A 25,143-nucleotide genomic window follows, 5' to 3' on the forward strand; every position below is an offset into this window, starting at 1 on the left:
AGTGCGCCAGTATAAACAACAACGGCCCGCAAGCGGGCCGTTGTACGCAAAGCGGATGGCGGGATCAGCTCAGTGCTTGCAAAACCTTGGCGGTGATGGCTTCAACCGAGCCCACGCCAGGGATGTGGCTGTATTTTGGCTTGCCCTGGGCTGCCGACAGCTTCTGGTAGAAGTCCACCAGCGGCTTGGTCTGGGAATGGTAGACCGACAGGCGATGACGCACGGTTTCTTCGGTGTCGTCTTTACGCTGCACCAGGTCTTCACCGGTAACATCGTCCTTGCCTTCAACTTTCGGCGGGTTGTAGACGATGTGGTAAACGCGGCCGGAGCCTTCGTGAACGCGACGACCGGCAATACGCTGGACGATTTCTTCGTCTTCTACGGCGATTTCAACCACGGCGTCCAATTCAACACCGGCCTTCACCAAGGCTTCAGCCTGGGGAATGGTGCGAGGGAAACCGTCGAACAGGAAACCGTTCTTGCAATCGTCCTGGCTGATGCGTTCCTTGACCAGGTTGATGATCAGGTCATCGGAGACCAGGCCGCCGCTGTCCATCACGCTCTTGGCGATCAGGCCCAGCTCGGTGCCCGCCTTTACGGCGGCACGCAGCATGTCGCCGGTGGAGATTTGTGGAATGCCGAATTTTTCAGTGATGAACTTTGCCTGAGTACCTTTACCGGCCCCGGGAGCTCCCAGCAGAATGACGCGCATCGATGTGCTCCTCAATTTTTTATAGAGATGACGCTCGGATTCGCCGCGTGGGGCCAATCTCGTAAAAATATGGTTCCAGGCCGATCAAACGGCCAAAGGCTGATCAAGATACACAGCGGGCCCTCACCATACAAGCCGCCAAAAGTAGGAGAAACCCGCACCCGACATGCGTCAGCAACGGGGTGTGCCTGAGCGCAACCCGCCTGCTCAAACAGCGACCGCCCTTTTCAGGGCGGTCGTTGTGGTTGATCCGCAAGCCATTGAGAACACGCGAGAAACCTCAACCGGTGTTGCGCAAACCGGCGGCAATTCCGGCCACGGACACCAGCAGCGCCTGTTCCAGAGGGCTGTCTTGCGCCGCCTCTTGTTGGCGGGAACGTGCCAGCAACTCGGCCTGCAACAGGTGCAAGGGGTCGAGGTAGGTGTTGCGCAGGCGGATGAACTCCAGGGTATCGGGACTATGGGCCAGTAGCTGCGACTGGCCGGTCAGGCCAAGCACCACAGCGCAGGCCTGCGACAATAGGTCGCGTAAATGCGCCCCCAATGGCAGCAGGTCTGGCTGCACCAGGCGCTCATCATAAAGACGGGCGATATCGGCATCGGCCTTGGCCAGCACCATTTCCAGCATGTCGATGCGCGTGCGGAAAAACGGCCACTGTTCACGCATCTGCCCCAGCAACTCACCTTCACCGCGCTCCAGCGCCTTGCTCAATGCGGCTTCCCAGCCGAGCCAGGCCGGCAGCATCAGGCGCGTTTGGGTCCAGCCGAAGATCCACGGGATCGCGCGCAAGCTTTCAATCCCTCCTGCGCGACGCTTGGCCGGGCGGCTGCCCAGGGGCAAGCGGCCCAACTCCTGCTCCGGCGTGGACTGGCGGAAATACTCGACGAACTGCGAATTCTCGCGCACCACGGCGCGGTAAGCGCTGACGCCGTCTGCCGCCAATTCGTCCATCAGGTGACGCCACGCGGGCTCCGGTGGTGGCGGTGGCAGCAGTGTGGCCTCCAGCACGGCGGCCAGATAGAGGTTGAGGTTCTGCTCGGCGATATCCGGCAGGCCGAATTTGAAGCGGATCATCTCGCCTTGTTCCGTGGTGCGGAACCGCCCCGCCACCGAGCCCGGTGGCTGCGACAGGATCGCCGCGTGAGCCGGGCCGCCGCCACGGCCGACGGTGCCACCGCGACCGTGAAACAACAGCAGCTCCACCTGCTGTTCGCGGCAGATATCCACCAGACGCTCCTGCGCCCGGTATTGCGCCCACGCGGCGGCGGTAGTGCCGGCGTCCTTGGCCGAGTCGGAGTAGCCGATCATGACTTCCTGAGGGCCCTGCAACCGTGAGCGATAACCCGGCAGTTGCAACAGCCGTTCCATGACCGGCCCGGCGTTATCCAGGTCGGCCAGGGTCTCGAACAACGGCACCACACGCATCGGCCGTTGTACGCCCGACTCTTTGAGCAGCAGCTGCACCGCCAGTACATCCGAGGCGGCACCCGCCATGGAGATGACATACGAGCCCAACGACGCAGCCGGTGCGGCAGCGATTTCCTTGCAGGTATTGAGCACCTCGGCAGTGTCTGCCGACGCTTTGAAATACCCCGGCAACAACGGCCGACGATTGGCCAGTTCCTGGGTCAGGAAGCGGATGCGCGCGTCTTCGTCCCAATCCTCATAACGCCCAAGGCCCAGGTAGTCAGTGATTTCAGTCATGGCCGCCGAATGACGGCTGGAGTCCTGACGCACATCCAGGCGCACCAGGAACAAACCGAAGGTCACTGCACGGCGAAGGCAATCGAGCAGCGGCCCGTCGGCGATCACGCCCATGCCGCATTCGTGCAGTGACTGGTAGCACAACTCCAGCGGGTCCAGCAGGTCGCGGTTGTTTTGCAACACATCGGCAGGTGCCGGGGTGCTGGCAGTCAACGACGCATGAGCCCACTGGCGTGTGGCACGCAGGCGTTCGCGCAGTTGCTTGAGCAGGGCGCGATAGGGTTCGACGCTGTCGCCGACCTTGGCTTGCAACGCCGGGCTGGCCTGTTGCATCGACAGCTCGGAGGCCAGGTGATCAATGTCGCGCAAGTACAAGTCGGCCGCCATCCAGCGCGCCAGCAACAGCACTTCGCGGGTGACCGGCGCGGTGACATTCGGGTTGCCGTCTCGGTCGCCGCCCATCCACGAGGCAAAGCGAATCGGCGCAGCCTCCAGAGGCAGGCGCAAGCCGGTGGCAGCGTGCAGGGCCTGGTCAGCCTTGCGCAGGTAATTGGGGATGGCGTGCCACAGCGAATGTTCGATCACCGCAAAGCCCCATTTGGCTTCGTCCACCGGGGTGGGCCGGATGCGGCGGATTTCTTCGGTGTGCCAGGCTTCGGCAATCAGCCGTTGCAAGCGCTCGCGGATCTGCTCGCGTTCGGCGCTGGTGAGGTCACGGTGGTCCTGCAGGGCCAGTTGCGCGGCGATGGCATCGTATTTCTGGATCAGCGTACGGCGGGCCACTTCGGTGGGGTGGGCGGTGAGCACCAGCTCAATCTCCAACCGCGCCAACTGCCGGGCCAGCGATTCATTGCTGTGGCCTTCGCTTTTAAGGCGTGCCAGCAACTCCGGCAAGACCCGGGATTCAAAAGGCGCCGGTTGCGATTCATCGCGTCGATGAATCAGTTGATATTGCTCGGCAATATTGGCCAGGTTGAGGAACTGGTTGAAGGCCCGGGCTACGGGCAGCAACTCATCCTCCTGCAACTGATTCAAGCTGGCACTCAGTTCGTCGCCGGCCGCCTTGTCCGAGACAGCGCCGCGGCGGTCAGCCTTGGCGCCTTTGCGGATTTGCTCGATCTTGTCGAGAAAGTCATCGCCGTACTGCTCTCGAATGGTGTTGCCCAACAGCTCACCCAGCAGGTGAACATCCTCACGCAAGCGTGCATCGATATCACTCATCAGCCAATCTCCAGCCAGAAATCCGGGACGCGCAGGTGCTCAAGAGTGCCGTCGGCATCGGTTTCTGACAAGGCCGAACGCAAACCACTTTAAACCTTGCGCCTTGGAGCTAGTCTCAAGGATAAGCCGTCGCGTTATTCACGCGGGCGGCTGGTCACTCATCACCGCCTGCCTGCGCGGGCTTATTGAGGTAGCCATGAAAATTCGAGAACTGGCCCAGCATTGGGAAGAAACCGCCAAGGGTCGCCTGACCAAGACTGAGTACGCGATTCATCTGGATGTGGAATCTGCCGCACGGCTGGCCGCCATTGCCGAGATGTACCCCAAGCGCCACGTCGAAGCACTGCTCGGCGAGTTGATCGGCGCCGCCCTTGAAGAGCTGGAAGAAAGCTTTCCCTATATCAAGGGTGACCAGGTGATTGCCACCGATGAAGAGGGGGATCCGCTGTATGAAGACGTGGGTCTCACCCCCAGGTTTCTGACATTGTCGCGCCGCTACTTGCATGATTTGTCCGCAAGCGCTGACGAACAGAAGCACTGAAAAACAGTTTATTGACGTCAATTTAACCCAGGTATTCCGGGCCTTTTACGGGTTCGGAGTACCGCTGCGCGCTGGGAAAGTTCCATATCCTGAACACTGACCATTCAGTCAGATATTTTTTTAGGCAAATCGCCATATCCGCTGAACTTTTGAAAAAAGCCTCAGGTCACAGCCAGTAGCCATCACTTGTGGAACGGTCGTTTGAACTGGCGTCATGTGCTTTATCGCCGGGCCCGCAACCGATACGCCACGATGGATTTTGATGTTTTTCAGGAGTTATCCAATGGAGTTGAAGACGATGAACACCAGCACCGCCAAATCCTCGTTTAACCACCTGCGCGGGCTCAAATTGGCCGCGCTGGCAATCGGCACCAGCTTCGTTCTGGCAGGCTGCGCCGGCAACCCTCCAACCGAGCAGTACGCTGTGACCCAGTCGGCCGTTAACAGCGCCGTGAGCGCTGGCGGTACCGAGTTTGCAGCCGTTGAAATGAAGTCGGCTCAGGACAAGCTCAAAGAAGCTGAAATCGCGATGCACGACAAAAACTACGAGAAAGCTCGTCAGTTGGCTGAACAAGCCGAGTGGGATGCCCGCGTCGCTGAGCGTAAAGCCCAGGCTGCCAAGGCTCAACAGGCTGTGAAGGATTCTCAGAAGGCTGTTGAAGAACTGCGTAAGGAAGGCATGCGCCCAGCTGCAATCATGCAGAAGTAAGCACTGCCCCTTGACTGCATCGCACCTGATATCGAATTGAAAGGACGACACGACTATGCGTAAACAATTGATGATCCCTGCCCTGCTGGCGATGAGCGTTGCCTTGGCGGCCTGCTCCACCCCGCCGAACGCGAACCTGGAAAATGCACGGACCAATTTCTCGGCCCTGCAAACCAACCCGCAAGCCACCAAACTGGCAGCCCTGGAAACCAAAGACGCCAGCGAATGGCTGGACAAGGCTGACAAGGCGTACCGCGACAACGAAGACGAGAAGAAAGTCGACCAACTCGCGTACCTGACCAACCAGCGCGTTGAAGTGGCCAAGGACACCATCGTCCTGCGCGAATCCGAAGCCAAGCTGAAAAACGCCGGCGACGAACGTGCCCGCGCCCTGCTGGACGCCCGTGACGCGCAAATCAAGCAGTTGCAAAACAGCTTGAACGCCAAGCAAACCGACCGTGGCACCCTGGTGACTTTCGGTGACGTACTGTTCGCCACCAACAAGTCCGACCTGAAATCCAGCGGCCTGGTGAACATCACCAAGCTGGCGCAGTTCCTGCGCGACAACCCGGACCGTAAAGTCATCGTTGAAGGCTACACCGACAGCACCGGTTCGGACTCGTACAACCAGAGCCTGTCGGAGCGTCGTGCAGCTTCCGTACAGCGTGCACTGGCTCAACAAGGTGTGGATATCTCGCGCATCGTGACTCAGGGCTACGGCAAGGAATATCCGGTTGCCGACAACGGCAGCGTTTCTGGCCGTGCCATGAACCGTCGCGTTGAAGTGACCATCTCCAACGACAACCAGCCGGTCAAGCCACGGTCTTCCGTTGCTAACTGATTGATTGTTGAGTGATAAAAAAACCCACCTCGCGGTGGGTTTTTTTTGGCTACGAAAATGTGATTGGACGATCGGTATCTTCATCCGGCGGCGTTATCATCTTCGCGCTTGTGGGGTTGCCTGGCGGGTTGCCAGTCAATTTGTTACGCGCCTGCTCTTGGGCATCGTGCCGCTCCAACGCCTGATGCGCCCTGGCCATGGCCAGCATGTTGCGTATCACATTAATATCGATCACTGCTTCCCCGCCCCCTTCTGTGTAAGTTACATGGCCCTCTGTGGCTTTTTTACACAAAACGGTTCCCGGTATTTTCGTCGGGGCGCTGATCAAGCGTTGTGATCCTCAGGCCTACTCCTGCAATTGCGGGGTTTGCTCCCCCATGCAACGCACGGCCTGCTTCTTGTTGTTCACCAGCACGCCGCTCAAGCCTTTCTGATCGGTATCAAACATCACCAGCACACCGTCGACACACTGCGCCACTTGTGCGGCGGGCGTGAGGGAGACTTTGTAATCCTCACCGGGCACGGTCTTGAGCATGGTGAAGTCGCTGAGCAACAACGCATCTTCGGGTTTGGCAAAGTGCAAGTAGCCGTAGTACCACAGGCAACCGACTGTACCGATGATGGTGCCGATGCCGGTGAGGATCAGCGGGATCATGTTGCGTTCTTCGCTCATTGCGGGCTCTCTGATGAATCAACTTTAGGAACTGGATAATTCGGAATCTCGCCCAGACGGCGCAGGCCATTGAAGTGCTGCGGGTCGTCCAGGTAACGCAGCATGACGGTTTGCCAGGTCTTGTCGGCAAATGTCTGTACATGACCGCCACGGGTCAGTTGCAGCACCCTGGGCGGGGGGGCCGCTTGATACAGGCGGATGCCATTGGCCACCGGCACGATGGGATCATCCAGGCTGTGGAACAGCAGTTTTGGCACGCCGGTCAGCTGGGGTATGGCATTGATTGCACTGTCGGCGTCGGGCACCAGCCACGACAGGGGCACCTGCAACGGCCAGGTTAACCAGGAAGTGCTCAGGGCGAATTGTCCTACGTCACGATAACTGGCGGGCACGCCGTCCAGTACCAAGGCTTTTAGTTGGGCTTGACGCTCCGGGTGGGCTGCCAGGTAATGCACCGCCAGTGCACCGCCCAGGCTTTGGCCGAGAATAATCAGCGGTTGACCCTGGGTTTCAGGCGCCTTGTCGATCCAGCCGAATGCGGCGTCGATATCCTGGTAGATCGCCGGCAACGACGGCTTGCCTTCCGACAGCCCATAGCCGCGATAGTCCAGCAACAGCACTTGATAACCCTGCTCCGGCAACCACCAACTGCCCCCCAGGTGCCAGGCGAGGTTGCCGCCGTTACCATGCAGGTGCAGCACCGTTCCCTTGAGAGGCACGCCGGGTTTGGCCGGCAGCCACCAGGCGTGCAGTTTCACGCCATCTGCGGTGGTGAGCGTGACGTCGCGGTATTGCAGGTGGGCTTTTTCTGGGGTGAAGGGTAGGCCGGGCTCGGGGTAGAACAGCAAGGAGCTGCAGCCGTTCAATGTGAGTAGCAGGCATAAAATGCCGAGGATTCTCATCCGTTGAAACCTCGCGAAAGTTCTGAAGACCAGTAAAGATCAAATGTGGGAGATGGCTTGCCTGCGATAGCGGTCTATCAGTGACTGAGTGCTGGCTGACCCAGCGCTATCGCAGGCAAGCCAGCTCCCACATTTTTTGATTCGGTTTCGTCAGTTACAGGATATTGGAGTAATCCGCCTCGATCCGATCCAGGCTCAAATGGTTGAGGAAGTTGGAGAAACACATCCACGCCGCCAGCGCGTTCATATCGCGAAACTGCTCCGGCAGGTACTTGGGCGGTACCACCAGCCCCTCATCCACCAGTTGGCGCAGGGTGCGCATGTCTTCCAGGGTGGTCTTGCCACAGAACAGCAGCGGCACTTGTTCCAGCTTGCCTTTGCGCACGGCGAGCTGGATGTAGTTGTAGACCATGATAAAGCCCTTGAGGTAGGACAGATCCTTGGTAAACGGCAGACCGGTCGGCACCGAACCACGGAACACCCGGCTGGCGTTGCCATAGCTCTCGGCCATTTCAAAGCCTTGCTCACGGAAGAACTCGAACACCTGCAGGAAGTCGGCGCCCTCCTCCACCATATGGATGGCGCGGGTACGGTTGGTCAGTTTGCGCAAGCGGCTGGGATAGGAGGCAAACGTGATGATTTCCATCAGGATCGCCAGGCCCTCCTGAGTCACGGTGGACGACGGCGGGCCCTTGGACAGGAACGTACAGATCGGCTGGTTCTGGCCGTTGAGCGTGGTGCCCACATGCACCAGCCCTTCGTGTACTTCCAGGGCGCGCACGTCGCGGTCATTGAACATCGCATCGGCGCGGATCTTGATGTAGTCGGCGCCCGCGGCTGCATCGGCGACGATACCGTCGGATTCGAACACGCGAATGGTCTCTTCTGCTTCGCCAAACACCTTGTTCAGACGGGTTTGCAGCAGGCTTACGGCGTCCTTGGCGGTGAGGGTCTTGGCTTCGTCCTTGAGATCGCCCCGGCCATCGATATTGTTCAGGTAGTCCGAGAGCATCAGCCCCAGGTCTGCCAGGGTCGGGTCGCCGGCGTGGAACGCATCGGAGGCAGCGCCGTACAGTTCCTGAGAGATAAGGCCAAAGTCCTCGGTGCCGCGCGCTTCAAGCATACGCACCACCATGCGGTATTCGCGGCACATGCGCCGCATGATCTGCCCCACCGGGCTGAACTGCCCCAGGCGGCGGGTGATGTCGCGCTCGATGTTCTGGAACTCCAGCTTCACGGCACTGGAATCAAAAGACAGGGGCCGGTTCAGGTAGTAATCGCGGTCCACGGCAGGCATGGCCTTGCCCTTGGCCTTGAGAAAACCCTGGCGGATGTTCTCGTCCCACTTCACTGCGTCGAGAACCCGGATCGGTGTCTGCGCCAGCACAATGCGATCGGACAAGCTGCGTATCGTCTGCTGGTAATCGTCCACCCGGTATTTCCCTCTTTAAACGTTGAACCCTCTCAGGCTTTGCTCAAACGCTGTCAGACCGAAGCCAATACCAGGTGCATGTAGCGCTTGAGGATTTCAAGCATCTCTTCACCGGTCAGAGGCTCTGCGCCGCCCAACAGGCCCTGATATTCCATCCGACTGATGATAGCCGTCAACACCTTGGCATCCTGCTGCGGCTCACGGGAGCCCAATACCTGGAAAAACTGCCCGGTGCCCTGCAACAAAATCTGTTGATGGGAGCGCACCAGTTCGGCCAGGCGCGGGTTCAGCAGGGCTTCCTGGCGAAACGCCTGCTCGGCCATCAGGTATTCGCGGCGATTGGTGAGTTGGCGCAGCACGTAATCGGCGGTCAGCCGCGCGATATCATCGGCCAGTTGCGAGCGCGACTGCGGGCTGCCGTCGCCATAGGCGACCATCTCGCGCAACAGGCCTTCGTTGCGCACCCACAGCTTGCCCATGAACGCAGCGCTTCGTTCCACGTACTGGGCGAAGGTGTCGGTGAGCAGGTCGTCGATGTCTTTGAAGTAATAGGTGGTGGCTGATAGCGGCACCCCCGCCTCTGCCGCCACTGCACGGTGACGGACCGCACGCACGCCATCGCGCACGACAATACGCATGGCCGCATCGAGAATGTCTTGCCGGCGTTGCTCGCTGCCCCGTCGACTGGCCTTGCGGCCCTGGTACTGAACGCTTTCAGCCACGGCAGCAGCAATGCCGGCGGCACCTTCTTGAGCCATTACGCGGTTCACCACACTTCTTCCTTTAAAGGTGCCACTGGAATACGCCACATAAAAAAGCCGCCTTATAAAAGGCGGCTTCGGATTTCGCAACGGTTACGCTTGTGGCCGCATGTGCGGGAACAGGATCACATCGCGGATCGACGGCGAGTTGGTCAACAACATCACCAGGCGGTCGATGCCGATGCCTTCACCGGCGGTCGGCGGCATGCCGTATTCCAGGGCACGTACGAAGTCGGCGTCGTAGTGCATGGCTTCGTCATCACCGGCGTCCTTGTCGGCCACCTGGGCCATGAACCGCTCGGCCTGATCTTCCGCGTCGTTAAGCTCGGAGTAGGCGTTGGCGATTTCGCGACCGCCGATGAACAGCTCGAAACGGTCAGTGACGTTCGGGTTGTCGTCGTTGCGACGCGCCAGCGGCGACACTTCGAACGGGTACTGGGTAATGAAGTGCGGCTGTTCCAGCTTGTGCTCAACCAGCTCTTCGAAAATCATCACCTGCAATTTGCCCAGGCCTTCGAAGCCCAGCACCTTGGCGCCGGCTTTCTTGGCGATGGCACGAGCCTTGTCGATGTCATTCAGGTCGTCAGCGGTCAGCTCAGGGTTGTACTTGAGGATCGAGTCGAACACCGACAGACGCACGAACGGCTCGCCGAAGTGGAACACCTTGTCGCCGTACGGTACGTCGGTAGTGCCGAGAACAAGCTGCGCCAGCTCACGGAACAGTTCTTCGGTCAAGTCCATGTTGTCTTCGTAGTCGGCGTAGGCCTGGTAGAACTCCAACATGGTGAATTCAGGGTTGTGACGGGTCGAGACGCCTTCGTTGCGGAAGTTGCGGTTGATCTCGAACACCTTTTCAAACCCGCCGACCACCAGGCGCTTGAGGTACAGCTCCGGCGCGATACGCAGGAACATTTCCATGTCCAGCGCGTTGTGGTGGGTTTCGAACGGCTTGGCTGCGGCACCACCGGGGATGGTTTGCAGCATCGGCGTTTCCACTTCCAGGAAGTCACGCTGCATCAGGAAGCTGCGGATGTGGGCGATGACTTGGGAACGCACACGGAAGGTCTGGCGTACGTCTTCGTTGACGATCAGGTCAACGTAACGCTGACGATAGCGCTGCTCGGTGTCGGTCAGGCCGTGGTGCTTGTCCGGCAGCGGGCGCAGGGACTTGGTCAGCAGGCGCACGTTGGTCATCTCGACGTACAGGTCGCCCTTGCCGGAACGAGCCAGGGTGCCTTCGGCTGCGATGATGTCGCCCATGTCCCAGGTCTTCACCGAGGCCAGGGTTTCTTCCGAGAGGGTTTTACGGTTGACGTAGACCTGGATACGCCCGGTCATGTCCTGAATCACCATGAACGAGCCACGGTTGAGCATGATGCGACCTGCCACCTTGACCGGGATCGCCGCTTCTGCCAGCTCTTCCTTGGTCTTGTCCGCGTACTGTTTCTGCAAGGCATCGCAGTAGTTGTCGCGGCGGAAGTCGTTGGGGAAGGCGTTACCCTTGGCGCGCTCGGCAGCAAGCTTTTCCTTGCGCAGGGCGATCAGGGAGTTTTCTTCCTGTTGCAGGGCTTGCGGATCGAGTTGTTGGTCGCTCATGTCTTTAAATATTCCATCAGGTTCGTTGCCCCCAGCCTTCGGCGGGGGATCGCGGGCAAGCCCGCTCCCACAGAGGGTATTAGAGGCCGGACTTCAGGCTGGCTTCCAGGTATTCGTCGATATCACCGTCGAGTACCTTGTCGCAGTCGCTGCGTTCGATATTGGTGCGCAGATCCTTGATCCGCGAGGCATCCAATACATACGAACGGATCTGATGACCCCAGCCGATATCCGACTTGGTGTCTTCCAGCGCCTGGGAAGCGGCGTTGCGCTTCTGCATTTCCTGCTCGTACAACTTGGCCCGCAGCATTTTCATGGCGGTGTCCTTGTTGGCGTGCTGGGAACGTTCGTTCTGGCAGCTGACCACGGTGTTGGTCGGTACGTGGGTGATACGTACAGCCGAGTCGGTGGTGTTTACGTGCTGACCACCAGCACCGGAGGAACGGTAGGTGTCGATGCGCAGGTCAGCCGGGTTGATCTCGATTTCCACCTTGTCGTCGATCTCTGGCGAGACGAACACCGCAGAGAATGAGGTGTGGCGACGGTTGCCGGAGTCGAACGGGCTCTTGCGCACCAAGCGGTGCACGCCGATCTCGGTGCGCAGCCAGCCAAAGGCGTATTCGCCCTTGATGTGTACGGTCGCGCCTTTGATACCGGCGACTTCACCGGCAGACAGTTCCATGATGGTCGCATCGAAACCGCGTTTGTCGGCCCAGCGCAGGTACATGCGCAGCAGGATGTTGGCCCAGTCCTGGGCCTCGGTGCCGCCGGAACCGGCCTGGATATCCAGGTAGGCGTTGTTCGGGTCCATTTCATGGCTGAACATACGGCGGAATTCAAGCTTGGCGAGGTTTTCCTCAAGACGGGCCAGCTCGGCGACGACATCGCCCACTGCGCCTTCGTCATTCTCTTCGACAGCCATGTCCAGCAGGTCACGGCAGTCGGCCAGACCGGTGTTCAGCTCGTCGAGGGTGTCGACGATCTGCGCCAGCGCCGCGCGCTCGCGCCCCAGTTCCTGGGCGTATTCAGGTTTGTTCCAGACACTCGGATCTTCAAGCTCGCGATTGACCTCGGTCAGACGCTCATGCTTTTGATCGTAGTCAAAGATACCCCCGAATAGTTTCGGAGCGCTCGGACAGGTCCTTGATGGTGTTAAGGATCGGGTTGATTTCCATGGCGGGCAGCACTCGTTGGCGAACTTTTGAAAGCCGGTGAGTATAACGGCAAACGGCTGGAAACGGCAGCCCGCTTGGTCGATTCTGCCAAGACAGCGCTTCCCTCTCATCACGCTTGCTTCAGTGACAGACACGCGACCATCACAGCATTTCCTATAGGTTGACGATGCCGCGCGTTAGAAAACCCGACCTACTACTCGCTAAAACCAGACCGCTCATCTGTTTATGCAAATAATTTGAAAATCCAAATCAGAGCCTGCCTAAAAGACCACAAACCAACCCACTCCAATAAAAACAAACAATTAGGTTGCTAGCCAAATCATCCCAAGACTCAAGTCACAAACATACAAGAATATAAATACATCAGTTTCAGAACCATCTTACAAAGGCTCCTACACGCATAAAATCAAATCAAAACGCCATCAGTTTTTTATTTCCTCCTTCTCAAATAAGTTCGATCAAAGCGCCTGAACTTTTTCTTCAGGACGCAGAAACTTCTAACGATCACTCTCACAAAAATGGAGAGGCCCTATGGCACAACAAGGGTGGCAGCCAGGACAACCTTTAGAACTCAAACCGACGATAATTACCGCCGGGAGACGAAACACTTATTGGGGTGGTGAAGGCGGAGGTTACGTAGGAAGTGGAGATGGCTGGGGCCTTCAAGAAGGGCCACGTCGAGGTGAAGGAGACCGTAGCCGCTTCAAGCAATTTGATTTCCCTAGCACCACCGCCGATTTCATTGGAGAGCAAAAGTACAATCAATCCTTGATTGACGCGGAGTACAGCGCACGGTTCGCAACCCTCACTACTGAAACTGAAGGCGAACTCGCAGAGAAACAGCAAGCCGCGAAAGCTTCACAGGCACTCACAGAGACAGCCTCAGCCATTCTCGATCAAAAAATCGCATTTGAAATCATCGACGCGAAAAAATCCAAATACGCCAGTACTGCACCGCTCATCTATGGGCTCTATGATCAAAGCCCTTTTTACCTGATGGAAAACTTAACTTATACAAAGCTACGTGAAACACTTGCCTCTTCTGACCCGATAAACAATCTGGGCGATGCCTACACACTTTACGACAACGTCTGGAGGGCCGCACAAGAACTCAAGGCTCTCTCGCGCTCCATAGACATTCTGACTAAAAAACTTTCAGGGTTGGCAAAGGCTCGGCAAACACTGGAGGCCAATTTAGCCGAACATGATCCTGGCTGGGCAAATTTACACAATGAGTATCTGAAGGCCATTGCCGATGAGTTGGAAATTCAGGTGCAGTTGCTGCCGGAATACCTGCAGGTGGAACTCGCCTCTCTTGCCGGTTCGGTCGTTGGATTGACACCCGACCAGACCCTCATGCTTTACAAAAACACGCTGGACAAAATGATCGAAGAAACGATGGCTGCGATCAAACCTATTGACCCACCGTTAGCCATAAACCGGAACGGGTTGATGATTTACTATCCCGCAGCCAACCCACAGGTTACACCGCCACTGAGCAAACCCGAGCTTGAGGGACTCAAACAGCTTATTTATCTGCAGCAGAACACCGCTCTTGGGGTGAGATGGCTCAGCCACCATGATTTTGTGCTGAAGTCAGAGTCCGCGCGGTTTCTTGCCAACGCCTCCAATGCAATCAGCGACCTCGCGGAACGTGCGCAGCAGATAGCAACGGCCCAGGCGCGTATTGAAGCGGTACGAGTAGCCAATACCTATCGACTGTCGGGCACTGCTTCTGCGACTCAAGCGATAGTCATGACCTCAGTCGGGACTATCGCTACAGCAGAAGGGATTACCATCACGCTGCAAGCTGCCATTCGGTCAGCAGTGGCCGCATTGACGGAGTTGGTCGCAAGCACGGCAGGCGGCTTACTTGTCGGTGTTTCAGCTCTGGTCTATTCACCCAAGCTTGCAAACGGAGAACTGGCGGAGCGTTACGCACTCGGTACCCCGGTTTCAACGTTTTTGCCAGACGTCAACGAGTCAACGCTCACCACCGCACTCAATGGCACAATCGACCTGCCAGTGCGAATGAGTTCAAAGACGGCGGAGGATGGACGCTCCGAAGTGTTTGTGGTCATTGCCGACGGTACAAGCGTGCCTTCCAAGGTCAAGGTGGTTGCCGCGACCTACGATCCAGCGCGGAAGGTGTACACCGTCACGACAAGTGACGTCCCACCCAGGACGTTGGTCTGGACACCTATCGTTGCCCCCGGGGATAGCTCAACAACTCTGCCCGTTGACCAGCCTGAACCGCCTGTTTACGTTGGAGCTACGGTGACGCCGGTTGCTGGCAGAGTTGATTCGTTTCCAGGAGTCCGTGAGTCACGTTTTGATGACTTTATAACCGTATTCCCTATAGATTCCGGGTTGCCTCCTATCTATGTGATGTTCAGGGATAGGCGGGAGGATCCGGGAGTTGCTACCGGGATGGGCCAACCTGTGTTTGGCAACTGGCTTGGAGCAGCGACCACAGACGACGGCGCCCCCATTCCATCGCAAATCGCTGATCAGTTGAGAGGCCAGCAGTTTAAAAATTTCAAGGCATTTCGTGAGGCTTTCTGGAAAGCAGTGTCTACAGATTCAGAGTTGGCTCAGCATTTTGCACCTAGTGAGTTAGCCACCATGAAAAATGGACGTTCGCCGATTGTTAAAAAAAGTGAAGCAGTGGGTAAACGGATACGGTTTGAGCTTCATCATAAAAAATATGTGTCTACTGACGGTGAAGTATACGGCATCGACAATATCGTGATTCTAACGCCAAAAAAGCATATCGACATTCACAGAGGTTCCTAAAAATGGGCACATTAATGAGCGAGATGACGGAGCGTGAGTTTTTAAACTTGGTTGTGAAAATCTATAACGACGACTACGCCACAGAAAAAGAGCACACCGATGCAATTTTAAAATTTGAAGCGTTAACCGAACACCCTTCTGGTTCAGATCTAATATTTTATCCGGAGCCTGAAAAAGATGGACCTGAATTTGTAGTAAAAGAAGTTAAAGAGTGGCGCGCGAATAATGGCAAGCCTGGTTTCAGAATTGAATAACGCCGTCCTATCACCTGCCATCGTTTCCACAACGATGGCAGACTTCTTATTTCACTCAACAAGTCAACGGTAACCTCGGCAGTCAACAGCACAATCGACCTGCCGATTCGAATGAGTTCGAAGACGGCTGCCGATGGGCGGTCAGAATCATAATGCTGAAAATCTACACCTACTAACCCCTAAACGTCACATGGAACTTCACAATAAAGGAGCCGAACAATGAAACTCAAACAAAGCTTTTCCGAGTATACAAAAGATGAGTTCCTACTACTCATGCAAGAAATACTCAAGGAAAACACCGCTCCAACCGATGAGCGACTAGATGAGCTTTTACAACACTTCGAGTTAATCACTGAACACCCGGCAGGAACAGATCTTATTTATTACGCCGCATCTGACGCAGAAAGTACAATTGAAGCTATAACTGAAAAAATTGAAACCTGGCGCGCCACCAATAACAAGCCTGGATTTAAGGTTGAACCATAATAAATACGGCCATTAAACTGATATTAAGAGCGGCGTTTTTACTCAACGCGCCTAAGTTTTTTACTAAACCATGAAAAACTCTGAAGTTTAAATATGTGAGGGGCCACCCTCCCACATTTGAATTGGTATACAGCCCTCAGATCATTCGATACCAACCTGATTACGCCCATTATGCTTGGCCGTGTACAGTCCCTCGTCCGCCGCCATGATCAATTGCCGGCAGTCCGTACCCTGGACCAGCGTCAACGTCGACAGCCCAATACTGATGGTCAGGCTGGCACCTTCAGCCGGGGCTGATGCTCCAAAACTTAACAAGCGTATTCACGGCAAAGGTAATTAAGATGAAAATATCAATTTCCGAGTACACAGAAAGCGAGTTTTTAAGCTTTGTAATCTCTCTTTGTGACAGCAGCGTTCGCACCGAAGAAGAAGACATTGAAATGGTTTTCGAGTTTGAACGCCTGACGGAGCACCCGGACGGAGCAGATCTAATCTACTACCCAAGAGATGACAGAGAGGACAGCCCAGAAGGCATTGTAAAAGAGGTCAAAGAGTGGCGGGCGAATAATGGCAAGTCTGGATTCAGAATAGAATAACGCCGCCCTGCCCCCTGCCATCGGCTCTACAACGATGGCAGATTTCTTAGCTCAAAAACTTTCATATGTAATCAATTTGGATGAGTACGAAACTCAGGAGTGCAAGGGGGAAGCCCCCCTCTCACATTAGAATTGGCCTCTAATTACTCGATACCAACCTGATTACGCCCATTATGCTTGGCCGTGTACAAGCCCTTGTCCGCCGCCATGATCAACTGCCGGCAGTCCGTACCTTGGACCGGCGTCAATGTCGACAGCCCAATACTGATGGTCAGGCTGGCACCTTCAGCCGGGGCTATGTGCGGGATTTTCAACGCCGCCACCGCCATGCGCAGTTTTTCTGCCACCAGGCGCGCACCGCCCGGCGAGGTGTTGGGCAGGACCAGCGCAAACTCTTCACCACCATAGCGCGCCGGCAAGTCCGAAGGGCGACTGCTGGCATCGCGAATGGTGGCGGCGACTTTGCGCAAGGCTTCGTCGCCCTCGACGTGGCCGAAGCTGTCGTTGTAGGTCTTGAAGAAATCCACATCGATCATCAACAGCGACAGTTGGGTCTGGTCACGCATGGCGCGGCGCCATTCCAGCTCCAGGTATTCGTCGAAGTGGCGGCGGTTGGACAGCCCGGTCAGGCCGTCGGAGTTCATCAGGCGTTGTAGCACCAGGTTGGTATCGAGCAGCTGTTGCTGGCTGACGCGCAGTGCACGGTAGGCCGCGTCGCGCTGCAACAGGGTCATGTAGGAGCGCGAGTGATAGCGGATACGTGCCACCAGTTCGATGTTGTCCGGCAGTTTGACCAGGTAATCGTTGGCCCCGGCCGCAAAGGCCGCGCTCTTGATCAGCGGGTCTTCCTTGGTGGACAGCACGATGATCGGGATATTCGCGGTCGCCGGGTGATTGCGGTATTCACGCACCAGGGTCAGGCCATCAAGCCCGGGCATCACCAGGTCCTGCAGAATCACCGTCGGCTTGATGCGGATCGCCTGGGCAATCGCCTGGTGCGGGTCGGCGCAAAAGTGGAAGTCGATGTTTTCTTCATGGGCCAAGCCGCGCCGCACGGCTTCGCCGATCATGGCCTGATCGTCGACCAGCAGCACCATGGCGGCGTTCTCATCGGTCTTGAAGTCGTCGAGCTGTAAATCATTCATGTGCAGTCACCTGAATTACTACCTGCAAGCCAGCACGGCGGGAGATTTTTGATCATTTTGCAAAGACCTCCAGCAATCGGGGCGCAATTCTATCCAGTGGGCGAATTTCAACAGCAGCATCAATCGCCGCCGCCGCTTTGGGCATGCCGTACACCGCCGAGCTCTGCTGATCCTGGGCGATGGTCAAATATCCTTGTTCGCGCATTAACTTGAGGCCCTGGGCCCCGTCGCGTCCCATGCCGGTCAGTAGTACGCCGACGGCGTCACCGTTCCAGTAACTGGCGACGCTTTCGAAAAATACGTCTATGGAGGGCCGGTAAATCTCGTTCACCGGCTCTGCGGTATAGGCTAGCGTGCCATTTTTCAACAAGCGAATATGGTGGTTGGTGCCAGCCAGCAATACTACCCCGGCCTGAGGCGGCTCGCCCTCACAAGCCAGGCGCACCGGCAAGCCTGAGGCGCTGCTCAGCCACTCGGCCATGCCAGCGGCAAACACCTGGTCCACATGCTGCACTAGCACGATGGCGGCAGGGAAATCCCGGGGCAAACCCTTGAGCAGAACTTCCAGGGCCGCCGGCCCACCGGCCGAAGAACCAATCGCCACCAGCCGTTGACGCTTGCCGGTGACCCGCTGCGGCGGGGTTTCGGCACGCACCCGCGTGCCGCGCTGGCCGATCAGCCAGCCAATATTGAGGATCTTGCGCAACAGGGGCGCCGCCGCATCCTTGGGGTTGCCCACGCCCAGTGCCGGGGTGTCCACCACATCCAGGGCGCCGTGGCCCATGGCTTCGAATACACGGCTGACGTTGGCCTGGCGGTCAACGGTGACGATCACGATCGGGCATGGCGTGTCGGCCATGATCTGGCGGGTAGCTTCCACGCCGTCCATCACCGGCATGATCAAGTCCATCAGGATCAGGTCCGGGGTCAGCTCGGCGCAACGCTGCACCGCTTCCAGGCCATTGCTGGCTACCCACACCACCTCGTGGGCGGGCTCGTAACTCAAGGCACGGCGCAATGCCTCTACGGCCAGGGGCATGTCATTGACGATCGCAATCCTCATGCCCGGGCGCCTCCAATCAGTTCAACCACGGCGTCGAGCAAGGCGTCGTCATGGAAACTGGCTTTGGCTAAATAATAGTCGGCGCCCGCGTCGAGCCCACGGCGGCGGTCTTCTTCACGATCCTTGTAGGAAACCACCATCACCGGCAACGATTGCAGGCGACTGTCACGGCGCAAAAGTGTGACCAATTCAATACCGTCCATGCGAGGCATATCAATATCAGTGATAAGCAGGTCGAAGTCCTCGGAGCGCAATGCGTTCCAGCCATCCATGCCATCGACCGCAACAGCGACTTCATAACCGCGATTGAGTAATAGTTTGCGTTGCAGCTCGCGTACCGTCAGCGAGTCGTCCACCACCAGCACGCGCTTGCGCGGCGCTTCGGTGGCCTGCTGGCTGCGCCGGGCGATACGTTCCAGGCGGCCGGTGTTGAGCAATTTGTCCACCGAACGCAGCATGTCTTCGACATCGACAATCAATACCACCGAGCCATCATCGAGCAAGGCCCCAGCAGAAATGTCCTGGACCTTGCCCAGGCGATCATCCAGCGGCAACACCACCAGGGTGCGCTCGCCGATAAAACGCTCTACGGCAATCCCGTACACGGCATCGCGCTCGCGGATCACCACCACTTTCAAGGTATCTGACGGGGTCTGCCCCGGCGGGCGCTGCAGCAACTGGCTGGCGGCAACCAGGCCAACATGCCGACCCTCATGCCAGAAGTGCTGGCGGCCTTCCAACTGCACGATGTCGTCGGGGGCCAGGTCGCACATGCGTTCGATATGCGCCAGGGGAAAGGCATAGGCTTCTTCGCCGACTGCCACCACCAGGCTGCGCACCACTGACAAGGTCAACGGCACTTCCAGATGGAAGCGACTACCCTGCCCCGCCGTCTGCTCCAGCACCACCGCGCCACGCAATTGGCGGACCATATGCTGCACCGCATCCAGGCCAACACCACGGCCGGACACCTCGGTGACCTTGTCGCGCAGACTGAACCCCGGCAGGAACAGGAAGGTCAGCAGCTCCTCTTCGCTCAGGCGCAGGGCCGTTTCCACCGGCGACAAATTCCGATCGACAATGGTGCCGCGCAGGCGCTCCAGGTCGACACCGTTGCCGTCGTCGCTCAACTCCAGCACCAGCAACCCGGCCTGATGGGATGCGCGCAGGCGGATCAGGCCTTCCGCCGGTTTGCCTGCCAGTACACGCTGCTCGGGCATTTCGATGCCGTGGTCGACGGCATTGCGCAGTAAATGCGTGAGCGGTGCTTCGAGCTTTTCCAATACGTCTCGATCGACCTGGGTTTTTTCGCCCTCGATTTCCAGGCGCACTTGCTTGCCCAGGCTGCGACCGAGGTCACGCACCATGCGCACCTGCCCTGCCAGTACGTCGGCAAACGGTCGCATGCGGCAGGCCAGCGCGGTGTCGTAGAGCACCTGGGCGCGCTGGCCGGCCTGCCAGGCGTACTCGTCCAGTTCGGCGTTTTTATCCGCCAGCAGCGTCTGGGCTTCGCTCAACAAGCGGCGCGTATCGGCCAGGGCTTCCTGAGTCTCAAGATTCAAATCCAGGTGCTTGAGGTGACCGTCCAGAGTGTCGAGGGCGCGCAGGCTGTTACTTTGAATGCGCTTGAGGCGTTGCATACTGGCCAGGTGAGGCTTGAGCCGCTGGGTTTCCACCAGGGATTTGCTCGACAGGTCCAACAGGCTGTTCAAGCGCTCGGCGGTGACCCGCAGCACACGCTCGCCCCCCTCGGTCATGCGCTTGTTCTGGCGCGGCGGTTCACTGCTGACAGGCGGTACAAGTTCTGGCTCTTGCGGCAACACCTCAACGAACGGCGCCGGGGCAGGCTCGGGCTCAGGTTTTGGCGCAGGTACGGCGGGGGGCTGTGCCGGGTCGAGCAAACGCTCCATCAACGCCACGTACGCCTGGATATCCACCGGCCCCACACTGTTGCCTGGCGTGGCGATACGCATCAGCAGGTCAGTGCCTTGCAGCAACGCATCGATATGTTCGGGTTGCAGGTACAGACGGCCTTCCTGGGCGCTGACCAGGCAATCCTCCATGACATGGGCCACGCTGACCCCGGCATCCACCCCAACAATCCGCGCCGCGCCCTTGAGCGAATGTGCGGCACGCATACAGGCTTCGAGTTGATCCGCCTGGGTCGGGTTACGCTCCAGCGCCAGCAGGCCCGTGCTCAATACCTGGGTTTGCGCATCGGCCTCCAGGCTGAACAGCTCCAACAGTGAGGCATCACGCATCTGGTCGGGGGTCATGCGAGGCTCCGGGTCACGGCGGACAACAATTGCGCTTCGTCCAACCAGCGCAGGCTGCGGCCTTTGAACTGCAACACACCTTGGGTATAGCGTGCGCTGGCCTGGGTACCGGAAGCCGACGCCGCGTTCAAGGTGCGCTCATCGATGGCGTGGATACCATCCACTTCATCCACCGGCACGACCACTGGGCCGTCCTGGGCGGCGATGATCAACATACGCGGCATGATGCGCCCGCCTGAGGGCGCGCTGCTGGTGCTGTCCAGGCCCAGCAATTCCACCAGCGACAGGCACGCCACCAGCGCGCCCCGCACGTTGGCAACCCCCAGAAGCGCACGGGAACGCTGGTGCGGCAAGGAGTGGATCGGTTGCAATGGCGCCACTTCCACCAGGCAGCGGGTGGCAATACCAAGCCATTCTTCACCGAGGCGGAACATCAACAGCGAACGGGTGACCACCTCGCTATCCGCTTCGGCGGCGGCCTGCGGGCGCTGATCATCCTGCTGCAGGGCATAGCGGTCGAGCAGGCGCGTAGCGGAGGCGGAATACACCGAGCAGTTGCGGCAATGGATGTGCTCGACCAGCAATGGGCAGGACCTGTCGCCATGAATGCCGATACGGTTCCAACAGTCGTCGATGGCTTGGGTATCGGTCAGCGTCAGGTCCAGGCCTGCGGTGTCGAGCGCGTCAGGGCTGTTCATCGTTCGGACTCACTGTGTGCTCGCTCGCTACGGGCGGCGCGAGCCTGTAGCCGGCGCGCCCCCGCACTGTCGCCCTGAGACTCGAGTAACGCGGCCAGGTGCATCAAGGCCTGCGCATGCTGCGGTTCCAGGTACAAGGCTTTTCGGTAGTACCCCTGGGCCTCCAGGGCGCTGCCGGCCACATCGCTGAGCAGACCCAACCAGTAAAACACCTGGGCAACCGGCGGGTGGCTGCTTAAATAACGCTCACAGGCGGCCCGGGCTTCGGCACTTTTGCCTTCATTGGCCAGGGTGGCGATCTGACCGAGCAAATCCGCCGCGTCGCTGTGGGGCACCTTGACCGGCGCCACTTGAGTGCTGACCGTACTGACCGTGCTGAACGGACGCGGCTTGCGGGGTATCGGTGCCGTGCTGCGCTGCGGTATTGGCGCCGGCGTCGGCACGAACACCGGCGCCGCCTGCTCAACGTGCCGACTGAAGGCAAAGGATTGCGGCACGCCAATCGAACGCATGCCATGACGCCCCAGCAGGCTGCCCTCGGCCGGGCCGATAAACAGCACACCGTCTACGTGCGTCAGCTCCTTGAGTACATCGAAAACTTGCTTCTGGGTTGGCTGGTCAAAGTAGATCAACAGGTTGCGGCAGAACACAAAATCGTAGGTTGGCTCGTTGGCCAGCAGTGTCGGGTCCAGCAAGTTGCCCACTTGCAGGCGCACTTGCTCGCGCACGCGGTCGGCGATGCGGTAACCGCCGGTCTCTTCAATGAAGTGGCGGTCGCGAAACTCAAGATCGGCACCGCGAAACGAGTTCTTGCCGTACACGCCGCGCCGGGCGCGTTCCACCGACAGCGGGCTGACGTCCATCCCCTGCACCTTGAACTGATGAGGCGCCAGGCCTGCATCCAACAAGGCCATGGCAATCGAATAGGGCTCTTCACCCGTCGAACACGGCAGGCTGAGAATGCGCAGCGCGCGCATCTGCTTGATCTCGGCCAGGCGCAGTTGGGCCAGGCGGGCCAAGGTTGCGAAGGACTCGGGGTAGCGAAAAAACCAGGTCTCGGGAACGATCACCGCTTCGATCAGCGCCTGCTGCTCGTCGTGGGAATGTTGCAACAGCTGCCAGTAATCCTGCGTCGACTGCGCCTGGGAGGACTGGCAGCGCTGGCGCACCGCACGCTCGATGATCGCCTCGCCCACCGAGGCAACGTCCAGGCCGATACGTTCTTTCAAGAACGCCGAAAAACGCGGGTCACTGCTCATAGGCTCAACTCGGCGGAAAACAGCAAGGCACGTACTTCAGCGGTCAGCAACTGGGCAACACCAATCCATTGCATCAAGCCCTGGGCATCCTCGCGTACCGGCCCCAGGTAGGGGGCCTGCTGGTTGTCCACGCCATAAGGTTGGAACTCGGCGGGGTCGCAACGCAGGGTGTCGGTGGCCTGCTCCAGGATCAGCCCCAGCCAACGCGCTTCACTCCAGGGCTGCGGCTGGTAGTTGACCAACACCAGCCGCGTGCTGGTGCGGGCCTGGGCCGAGGTGCCGAACGTCAGGGCACTCACATCGATTACCGGCACCAGTGCGCCGCGATGGGCGAAGATACCCGCCACCCACAGGGGCGCATGGGCGATGGGTTTGAGCGGCAGGCGCGGCAACACCTCCGCCACTTCGGTGGCCTTGAGAGCAAAGCGTTCGGTGCCGATGCAGAACACCAGGAACAATGCTTTTTTCGCTGCCGGGACGGCGACGCGTTTAGCCGCGAGGTCGCTCATCAGACTTTGAAACGCGACACGCCGCTGCGCAGACCCACTGCGACCTGGCTCAGTTCATCAATGGCAAAGCTGGCCTGGCGCAGGGATTCGACGGTCTGGCTGCTGGCATCGCCCAATTGCACCAGCGCGTGGTTGATCTGTTCAGCGCCGGTGGCCTGAGCCTGCATCCCTTCGTTGACCATCAACACCCGCGGCGCCAAGGCCTGAACCTGATGGATGATCTGCGACAGTTGCTCGCCCACTTGCTGCACTTCGGACATGCCCCGGCGGACTTCCTCGGAGAACTTGTCCATGCCCATTACGCCCGCCGACACTGCTGACTGAATCTCACGCACCATTTGCTCGATGTCGTAGGTCGCCACGGCAGTCTGGTCGGCCAGGCGGCGCACTTCGGTGGCCACCACGGCAAATCCGCGTCCGTATTCACCGGCTTTCTCCGCTTCGATGGCGGCGTTGAGCGACAACAGGTTGGTCTGGTCGGCCACCTTGACGATGGTGACCACCACTTGGTTGATGTTGCCGGCCTTCTCATTGAGGATCGCCAGCTTGGCGTTGACCAGGTCGGCGGCGCCCATCACCGAGTGCATGGTCTCTTCCATACGTGCCAGGCCCTGCTGGCCGGAACCGGCGGCCACCGAAGCCTGATCGGCGGCGGTGGAGACTTCGGTCATGGTGCGCACCAGGTCTTTGGACGTGGCCGCGATTTCACGGGAGGTAGCGCCGATTTCGGTGGTGGTAGCTGCTGTTTCAGTGGCGGTGGCCTGCTGCTGCTTGGAGGTCGCGGCAATCTCGGTGACCGAGGTGGTGACCTGCACCGACGAACGCTGCGCCTGGGACACCAGGGCAGTCAGCTCGGTCATCATGTCATTGAAGCCGGTTTCGACCGCGTTGAATTCGTCCTTGCGCTCCAGGTTCAGGCGCTTGCTCAGGTCGCCGGTGCGCATGACTTCCAGGATCTGCACGATACGTTGCATCGGCGCCATGATCGCGCGCATCAGCAACAGGCCGCACAGCGCCGCGGCGAGAATCGCCAGCAGCAGCGAGACACCCATGCTGACCTTCGCCGCCGCTACTGCATCATCGATGGCTGCGGTGGCGTTGTCGGCGACCTGTTTGTTCTCATTGATGATGTCGTTGAGCTTCATGCGGCCTGCGGTCCAGGCGGGGGTCAGTTGCTCGTTGAACAGCCTCAGTGCCTCGGTCGGGTTGTTACTCTGATGAGCCGCCAGGACCTGGGCAAGAATAGCGTTGTAGTTCTGGTGCAGTTTTTCGAAGGCATCGAACTCGGTGCGATCCTGGGTGATATTGATCGTGCTCGCGTAACTGGCCATGTGCTGCTCAAGCCGCGCTTCGAATGACTTGTAGTCCTGCCTGTCTTCGTCGGAAATGCCCTGGTTTTCGTGGATCCCTACCAGTTCCTGGGTTTGCAGGTAGCTGTCGACCCAGGCGCTGCGGATCATCGAGCTGAAAAACACGCCGGGCACGGCGTCGTCGCGCACGGAGTTTTCGCTGGCTTCGATCTTCAGCAGGCGTGAATAAGAGAGCACTACCATCAGCAGCATGATGGCGATGATTACCGCAAAGCTCGCCAAAATCCTTTGGCGCAGGGTCCAGTTCTTCACAGTAATTCCTCGCAGGGGCATTCAAATGGAGGGGAGTATAGCTGAGCGGATGCTCGGGTTTATCAACGCTTTTGAGGGAGGGGCCACAGAATGCATAAGTGGGATGGGGGCATCTGCAGCTATAGGGATCTAACTGAGGGGGCGTGGAGCAGATGTGGGAGGGGGCTTGCT

General features: G+C 58.6%; 23 protein-coding genes and 1 pseudogene. 7 read left to right on the forward strand and 17 right to left on the reverse strand.

From position 1 onward, the window contains the following. Window positions 1-64 precede the first annotated feature (64 nt). Both adk and ppc read right to left on the reverse strand, forming a co-directional pair. The gene (gene adk, locus TX23_RS05370; RefSeq protein WP_032893225.1) at window positions 65-712 is read right to left on the reverse strand and encodes an adenylate kinase; all 648 of its coding nucleotides are present in this window, start codon (window positions 710-712) and stop codon (window positions 65-67) included. Window positions 713-992: 280 nt separating this feature from the next. Beyond that, window positions 993-3,638 carry a phosphoenolpyruvate carboxylase gene (ppc, locus tag TX23_RS05375; protein WP_057701336.1) on the reverse strand — a complete coding sequence of 882 codons (2,646 nt, stop codon included), beginning with the start codon at window positions 3,636-3,638 and terminating at the stop codon, window positions 993-995. A 196-nt stretch (window positions 3,639-3,834) separates the two neighbouring features. Between ppc and TX23_RS05380 the strand changes: the two genes are divergently transcribed. The 3 genes from TX23_RS05380 (at window position 3,835) to TX23_RS05390 (ending at window position 5,729) form a co-directional block, all read left to right on the forward strand. After that, on the forward strand, window positions 3,835-4,179 hold the full coding sequence (locus TX23_RS05380; RefSeq protein ID WP_057701337.1) for a hypothetical protein: 345 nt from the start codon (window positions 3,835-3,837) through the stop codon (window positions 4,177-4,179). Window positions 4,180-4,462: 283 nt separating this feature from the next. Next, window positions 4,463-4,888 (forward strand): DUF4398 domain-containing protein, encoded by a 426-nt coding sequence (locus TX23_RS05385; RefSeq protein WP_005785519.1) that lies wholly within the window; start codon window positions 4,463-4,465, stop codon window positions 4,886-4,888. A gap of 55 nt (window positions 4,889-4,943) precedes the next feature. After that, the gene (locus tag TX23_RS05390) at window positions 4,944-5,729 is read left to right on the forward strand and encodes an OmpA family protein (RefSeq protein WP_005785517.1); all 786 of its coding nucleotides are present in this window, start codon (window positions 4,944-4,946) and stop codon (window positions 5,727-5,729) included. Between the two features lie 49 nt (window positions 5,730-5,778). On the opposite strand, the gene TX23_RS05395 is transcribed toward TX23_RS05390, so the two are convergent. From TX23_RS05395 to prfB, 7 genes are all read right to left on the reverse strand, one after another. Next, window positions 5,779-6,057, reverse strand: a complete 279-nt coding sequence (locus tag TX23_RS05395; RefSeq protein ID WP_198843626.1) for a hypothetical protein — start codon at window positions 6,055-6,057, stop codon at window positions 5,779-5,781. 18 nt (window positions 6,058-6,075) lie between these two features. Continuing rightward, the gene (locus TX23_RS05400; RefSeq protein WP_057701338.1) at window positions 6,076-6,402 is read right to left on the reverse strand and encodes a hypothetical protein; all 327 of its coding nucleotides are present in this window, start codon (window positions 6,400-6,402) and stop codon (window positions 6,076-6,078) included. After that, window positions 6,399-7,304 (reverse strand): alpha/beta hydrolase, encoded by a 906-nt coding sequence (locus tag TX23_RS05405; protein ID WP_057701339.1) that lies wholly within the window; start codon window positions 7,302-7,304, stop codon window positions 6,399-6,401. The genes TX23_RS05400 and TX23_RS05405 overlap by 4 nt, the downstream gene beginning before the upstream one ends. 154 nt (window positions 7,305-7,458) lie before the next feature. Then, on the reverse strand, window positions 7,459-8,736 hold the full coding sequence (locus TX23_RS05410) for a flavohemoglobin expression-modulating QEGLA motif protein (RefSeq protein ID WP_005785511.1): 1,278 nt from the start codon (window positions 8,734-8,736) through the stop codon (window positions 7,459-7,461). A 53-nt stretch (window positions 8,737-8,789) separates the two neighbouring features. After that, a complete protein-coding gene (locus tag TX23_RS05415) occupies window positions 8,790-9,506 on the reverse strand; it encodes a TetR/AcrR family transcriptional regulator (protein ID WP_082629591.1) in 717 nt (238 codons plus the stop codon). Window positions 9,507-9,590: 84 nt separating this feature from the next. Beyond that, window positions 9,591-11,093, reverse strand: coding sequence for a lysine--tRNA ligase (gene lysS / locus TX23_RS05420; RefSeq protein ID WP_057701341.1), 1,503 nt, complete (start codon window positions 11,091-11,093; stop codon window positions 9,591-9,593). Between the two features lie 79 nt (window positions 11,094-11,172). Further along, window positions 11,173-12,268, reverse strand: a protein-coding gene (prfB, locus tag TX23_RS05425; protein ID WP_098465888.1) for a peptide chain release factor 2 whose coding sequence is annotated in 2 segments (ribosomal slippage) — window positions 11,173-12,195 and window positions 12,197-12,268 — 1,095 coding nt in all. Because the reading frame shifts where the segments join, the coding sequence is not laid out codon by codon here. Window positions 12,269-12,799: 531 nt separating this feature from the next. On the opposite strand from prfB, the gene TX23_RS05435 reads away from it, so the two are divergent. From TX23_RS05435 to TX23_RS05445, 3 genes are all read left to right on the forward strand, one after another. Continuing rightward, complete coding sequence (locus TX23_RS05435) at window positions 12,800-15,064, forward strand: S-type pyocin domain-containing protein (protein WP_057701342.1); 2,265 nt, start codon at window positions 12,800-12,802, stop codon at window positions 15,062-15,064. Between the two features lie 2 nt (window positions 15,065-15,066). After that, on the forward strand, window positions 15,067-15,318 hold the full coding sequence (locus TX23_RS05440; RefSeq protein WP_057701343.1) for a bacteriocin immunity protein: 252 nt from the start codon (window positions 15,067-15,069) through the stop codon (window positions 15,316-15,318). A 219-nt stretch (window positions 15,319-15,537) separates the two neighbouring features. After that, complete coding sequence (locus TX23_RS05445) at window positions 15,538-15,804, forward strand: bacteriocin immunity protein (RefSeq protein ID WP_057701344.1); 267 nt, start codon at window positions 15,538-15,540, stop codon at window positions 15,802-15,804. 141 nt (window positions 15,805-15,945) lie between these two features. Here the strand turns inward: TX23_RS05445 and TX23_RS26885 are convergent. Then, a pseudogene (locus TX23_RS26885) lies at window positions 15,946-16,095 on the reverse strand (diguanylate cyclase domain-containing protein); the annotation flags it as partial. A 50-nt stretch (window positions 16,096-16,145) separates the two neighbouring features. Between TX23_RS26885 and TX23_RS05450 the strand changes: the two are divergent. Further along, window positions 16,146-16,400, forward strand: a complete 255-nt coding sequence (locus tag TX23_RS05450) for a bacteriocin immunity protein (RefSeq protein WP_057701749.1) — start codon at window positions 16,146-16,148, stop codon at window positions 16,398-16,400. A gap of 143 nt (window positions 16,401-16,543) precedes the next feature. Here the strand turns inward: TX23_RS05450 and TX23_RS05455 are convergent, their stop codons facing one another. From TX23_RS05455 to TX23_RS05485, 7 genes are read right to left on the reverse strand one after another with little or no spacing between them, the layout of a single operon-like run. Further along, window positions 16,544-17,545: a response regulator gene (locus tag TX23_RS05455; RefSeq protein WP_057701345.1), complete on the reverse strand. Its 1,002-nt coding sequence runs from the start codon at window positions 17,543-17,545 to the stop codon at window positions 16,544-16,546. A gap of 52 nt (window positions 17,546-17,597) precedes the next feature. Continuing rightward, entirely contained in the window at window positions 17,598-18,608 is a 1,011-nt protein-coding gene (cheB, locus tag TX23_RS05460) for a chemotaxis response regulator protein-glutamate methylesterase (RefSeq protein WP_057701346.1), read from the reverse strand. Continuing rightward, window positions 18,605-20,884 carry a hybrid sensor histidine kinase/response regulator gene (locus TX23_RS05465; protein ID WP_057701347.1) on the reverse strand — a complete coding sequence of 760 codons (2,280 nt, stop codon included), beginning with the start codon at window positions 20,882-20,884 and terminating at the stop codon, window positions 18,605-18,607. The genes cheB and TX23_RS05465 overlap by 4 nt, the downstream gene beginning before the upstream one ends. Continuing rightward, window positions 20,881-21,582, reverse strand: coding sequence for a chemotaxis protein CheW (locus tag TX23_RS05470; RefSeq protein WP_057701348.1), 702 nt, complete (start codon window positions 21,580-21,582; stop codon window positions 20,881-20,883). The genes TX23_RS05465 and TX23_RS05470 overlap by 4 nt, the downstream gene beginning before the upstream one ends. Beyond that, entirely contained in the window at window positions 21,579-22,841 is a 1,263-nt protein-coding gene (locus tag TX23_RS05475; protein WP_057701349.1) for a CheR family methyltransferase, read from the reverse strand. Before TX23_RS05475 ends, TX23_RS05470 begins: the two co-directional genes overlap by 4 nt. Further along, a complete protein-coding gene (locus TX23_RS05480) occupies window positions 22,838-23,350 on the reverse strand; it encodes a chemotaxis protein CheW (RefSeq protein WP_057701350.1) in 513 nt (170 codons plus the stop codon). The genes TX23_RS05475 and TX23_RS05480 overlap by 4 nt, the downstream gene beginning before the upstream one ends. Continuing rightward, window positions 23,350-24,972, reverse strand: coding sequence for a methyl-accepting chemotaxis protein (locus TX23_RS05485; protein WP_057701351.1), 1,623 nt, complete (start codon window positions 24,970-24,972; stop codon window positions 23,350-23,352). The genes TX23_RS05480 and TX23_RS05485 overlap by 1 nt, the downstream gene beginning before the upstream one ends. Window positions 24,973-25,143 lie beyond the last annotated feature (171 nt).

The sequence above is a fragment of the Pseudomonas paralactis genome, assembly GCF_001439735.1.
In the GTDB taxonomy this organism is placed as follows: Bacteria; Pseudomonadota; Gammaproteobacteria; order Pseudomonadales; family Pseudomonadaceae; genus Aquipseudomonas; species Aquipseudomonas paralactis.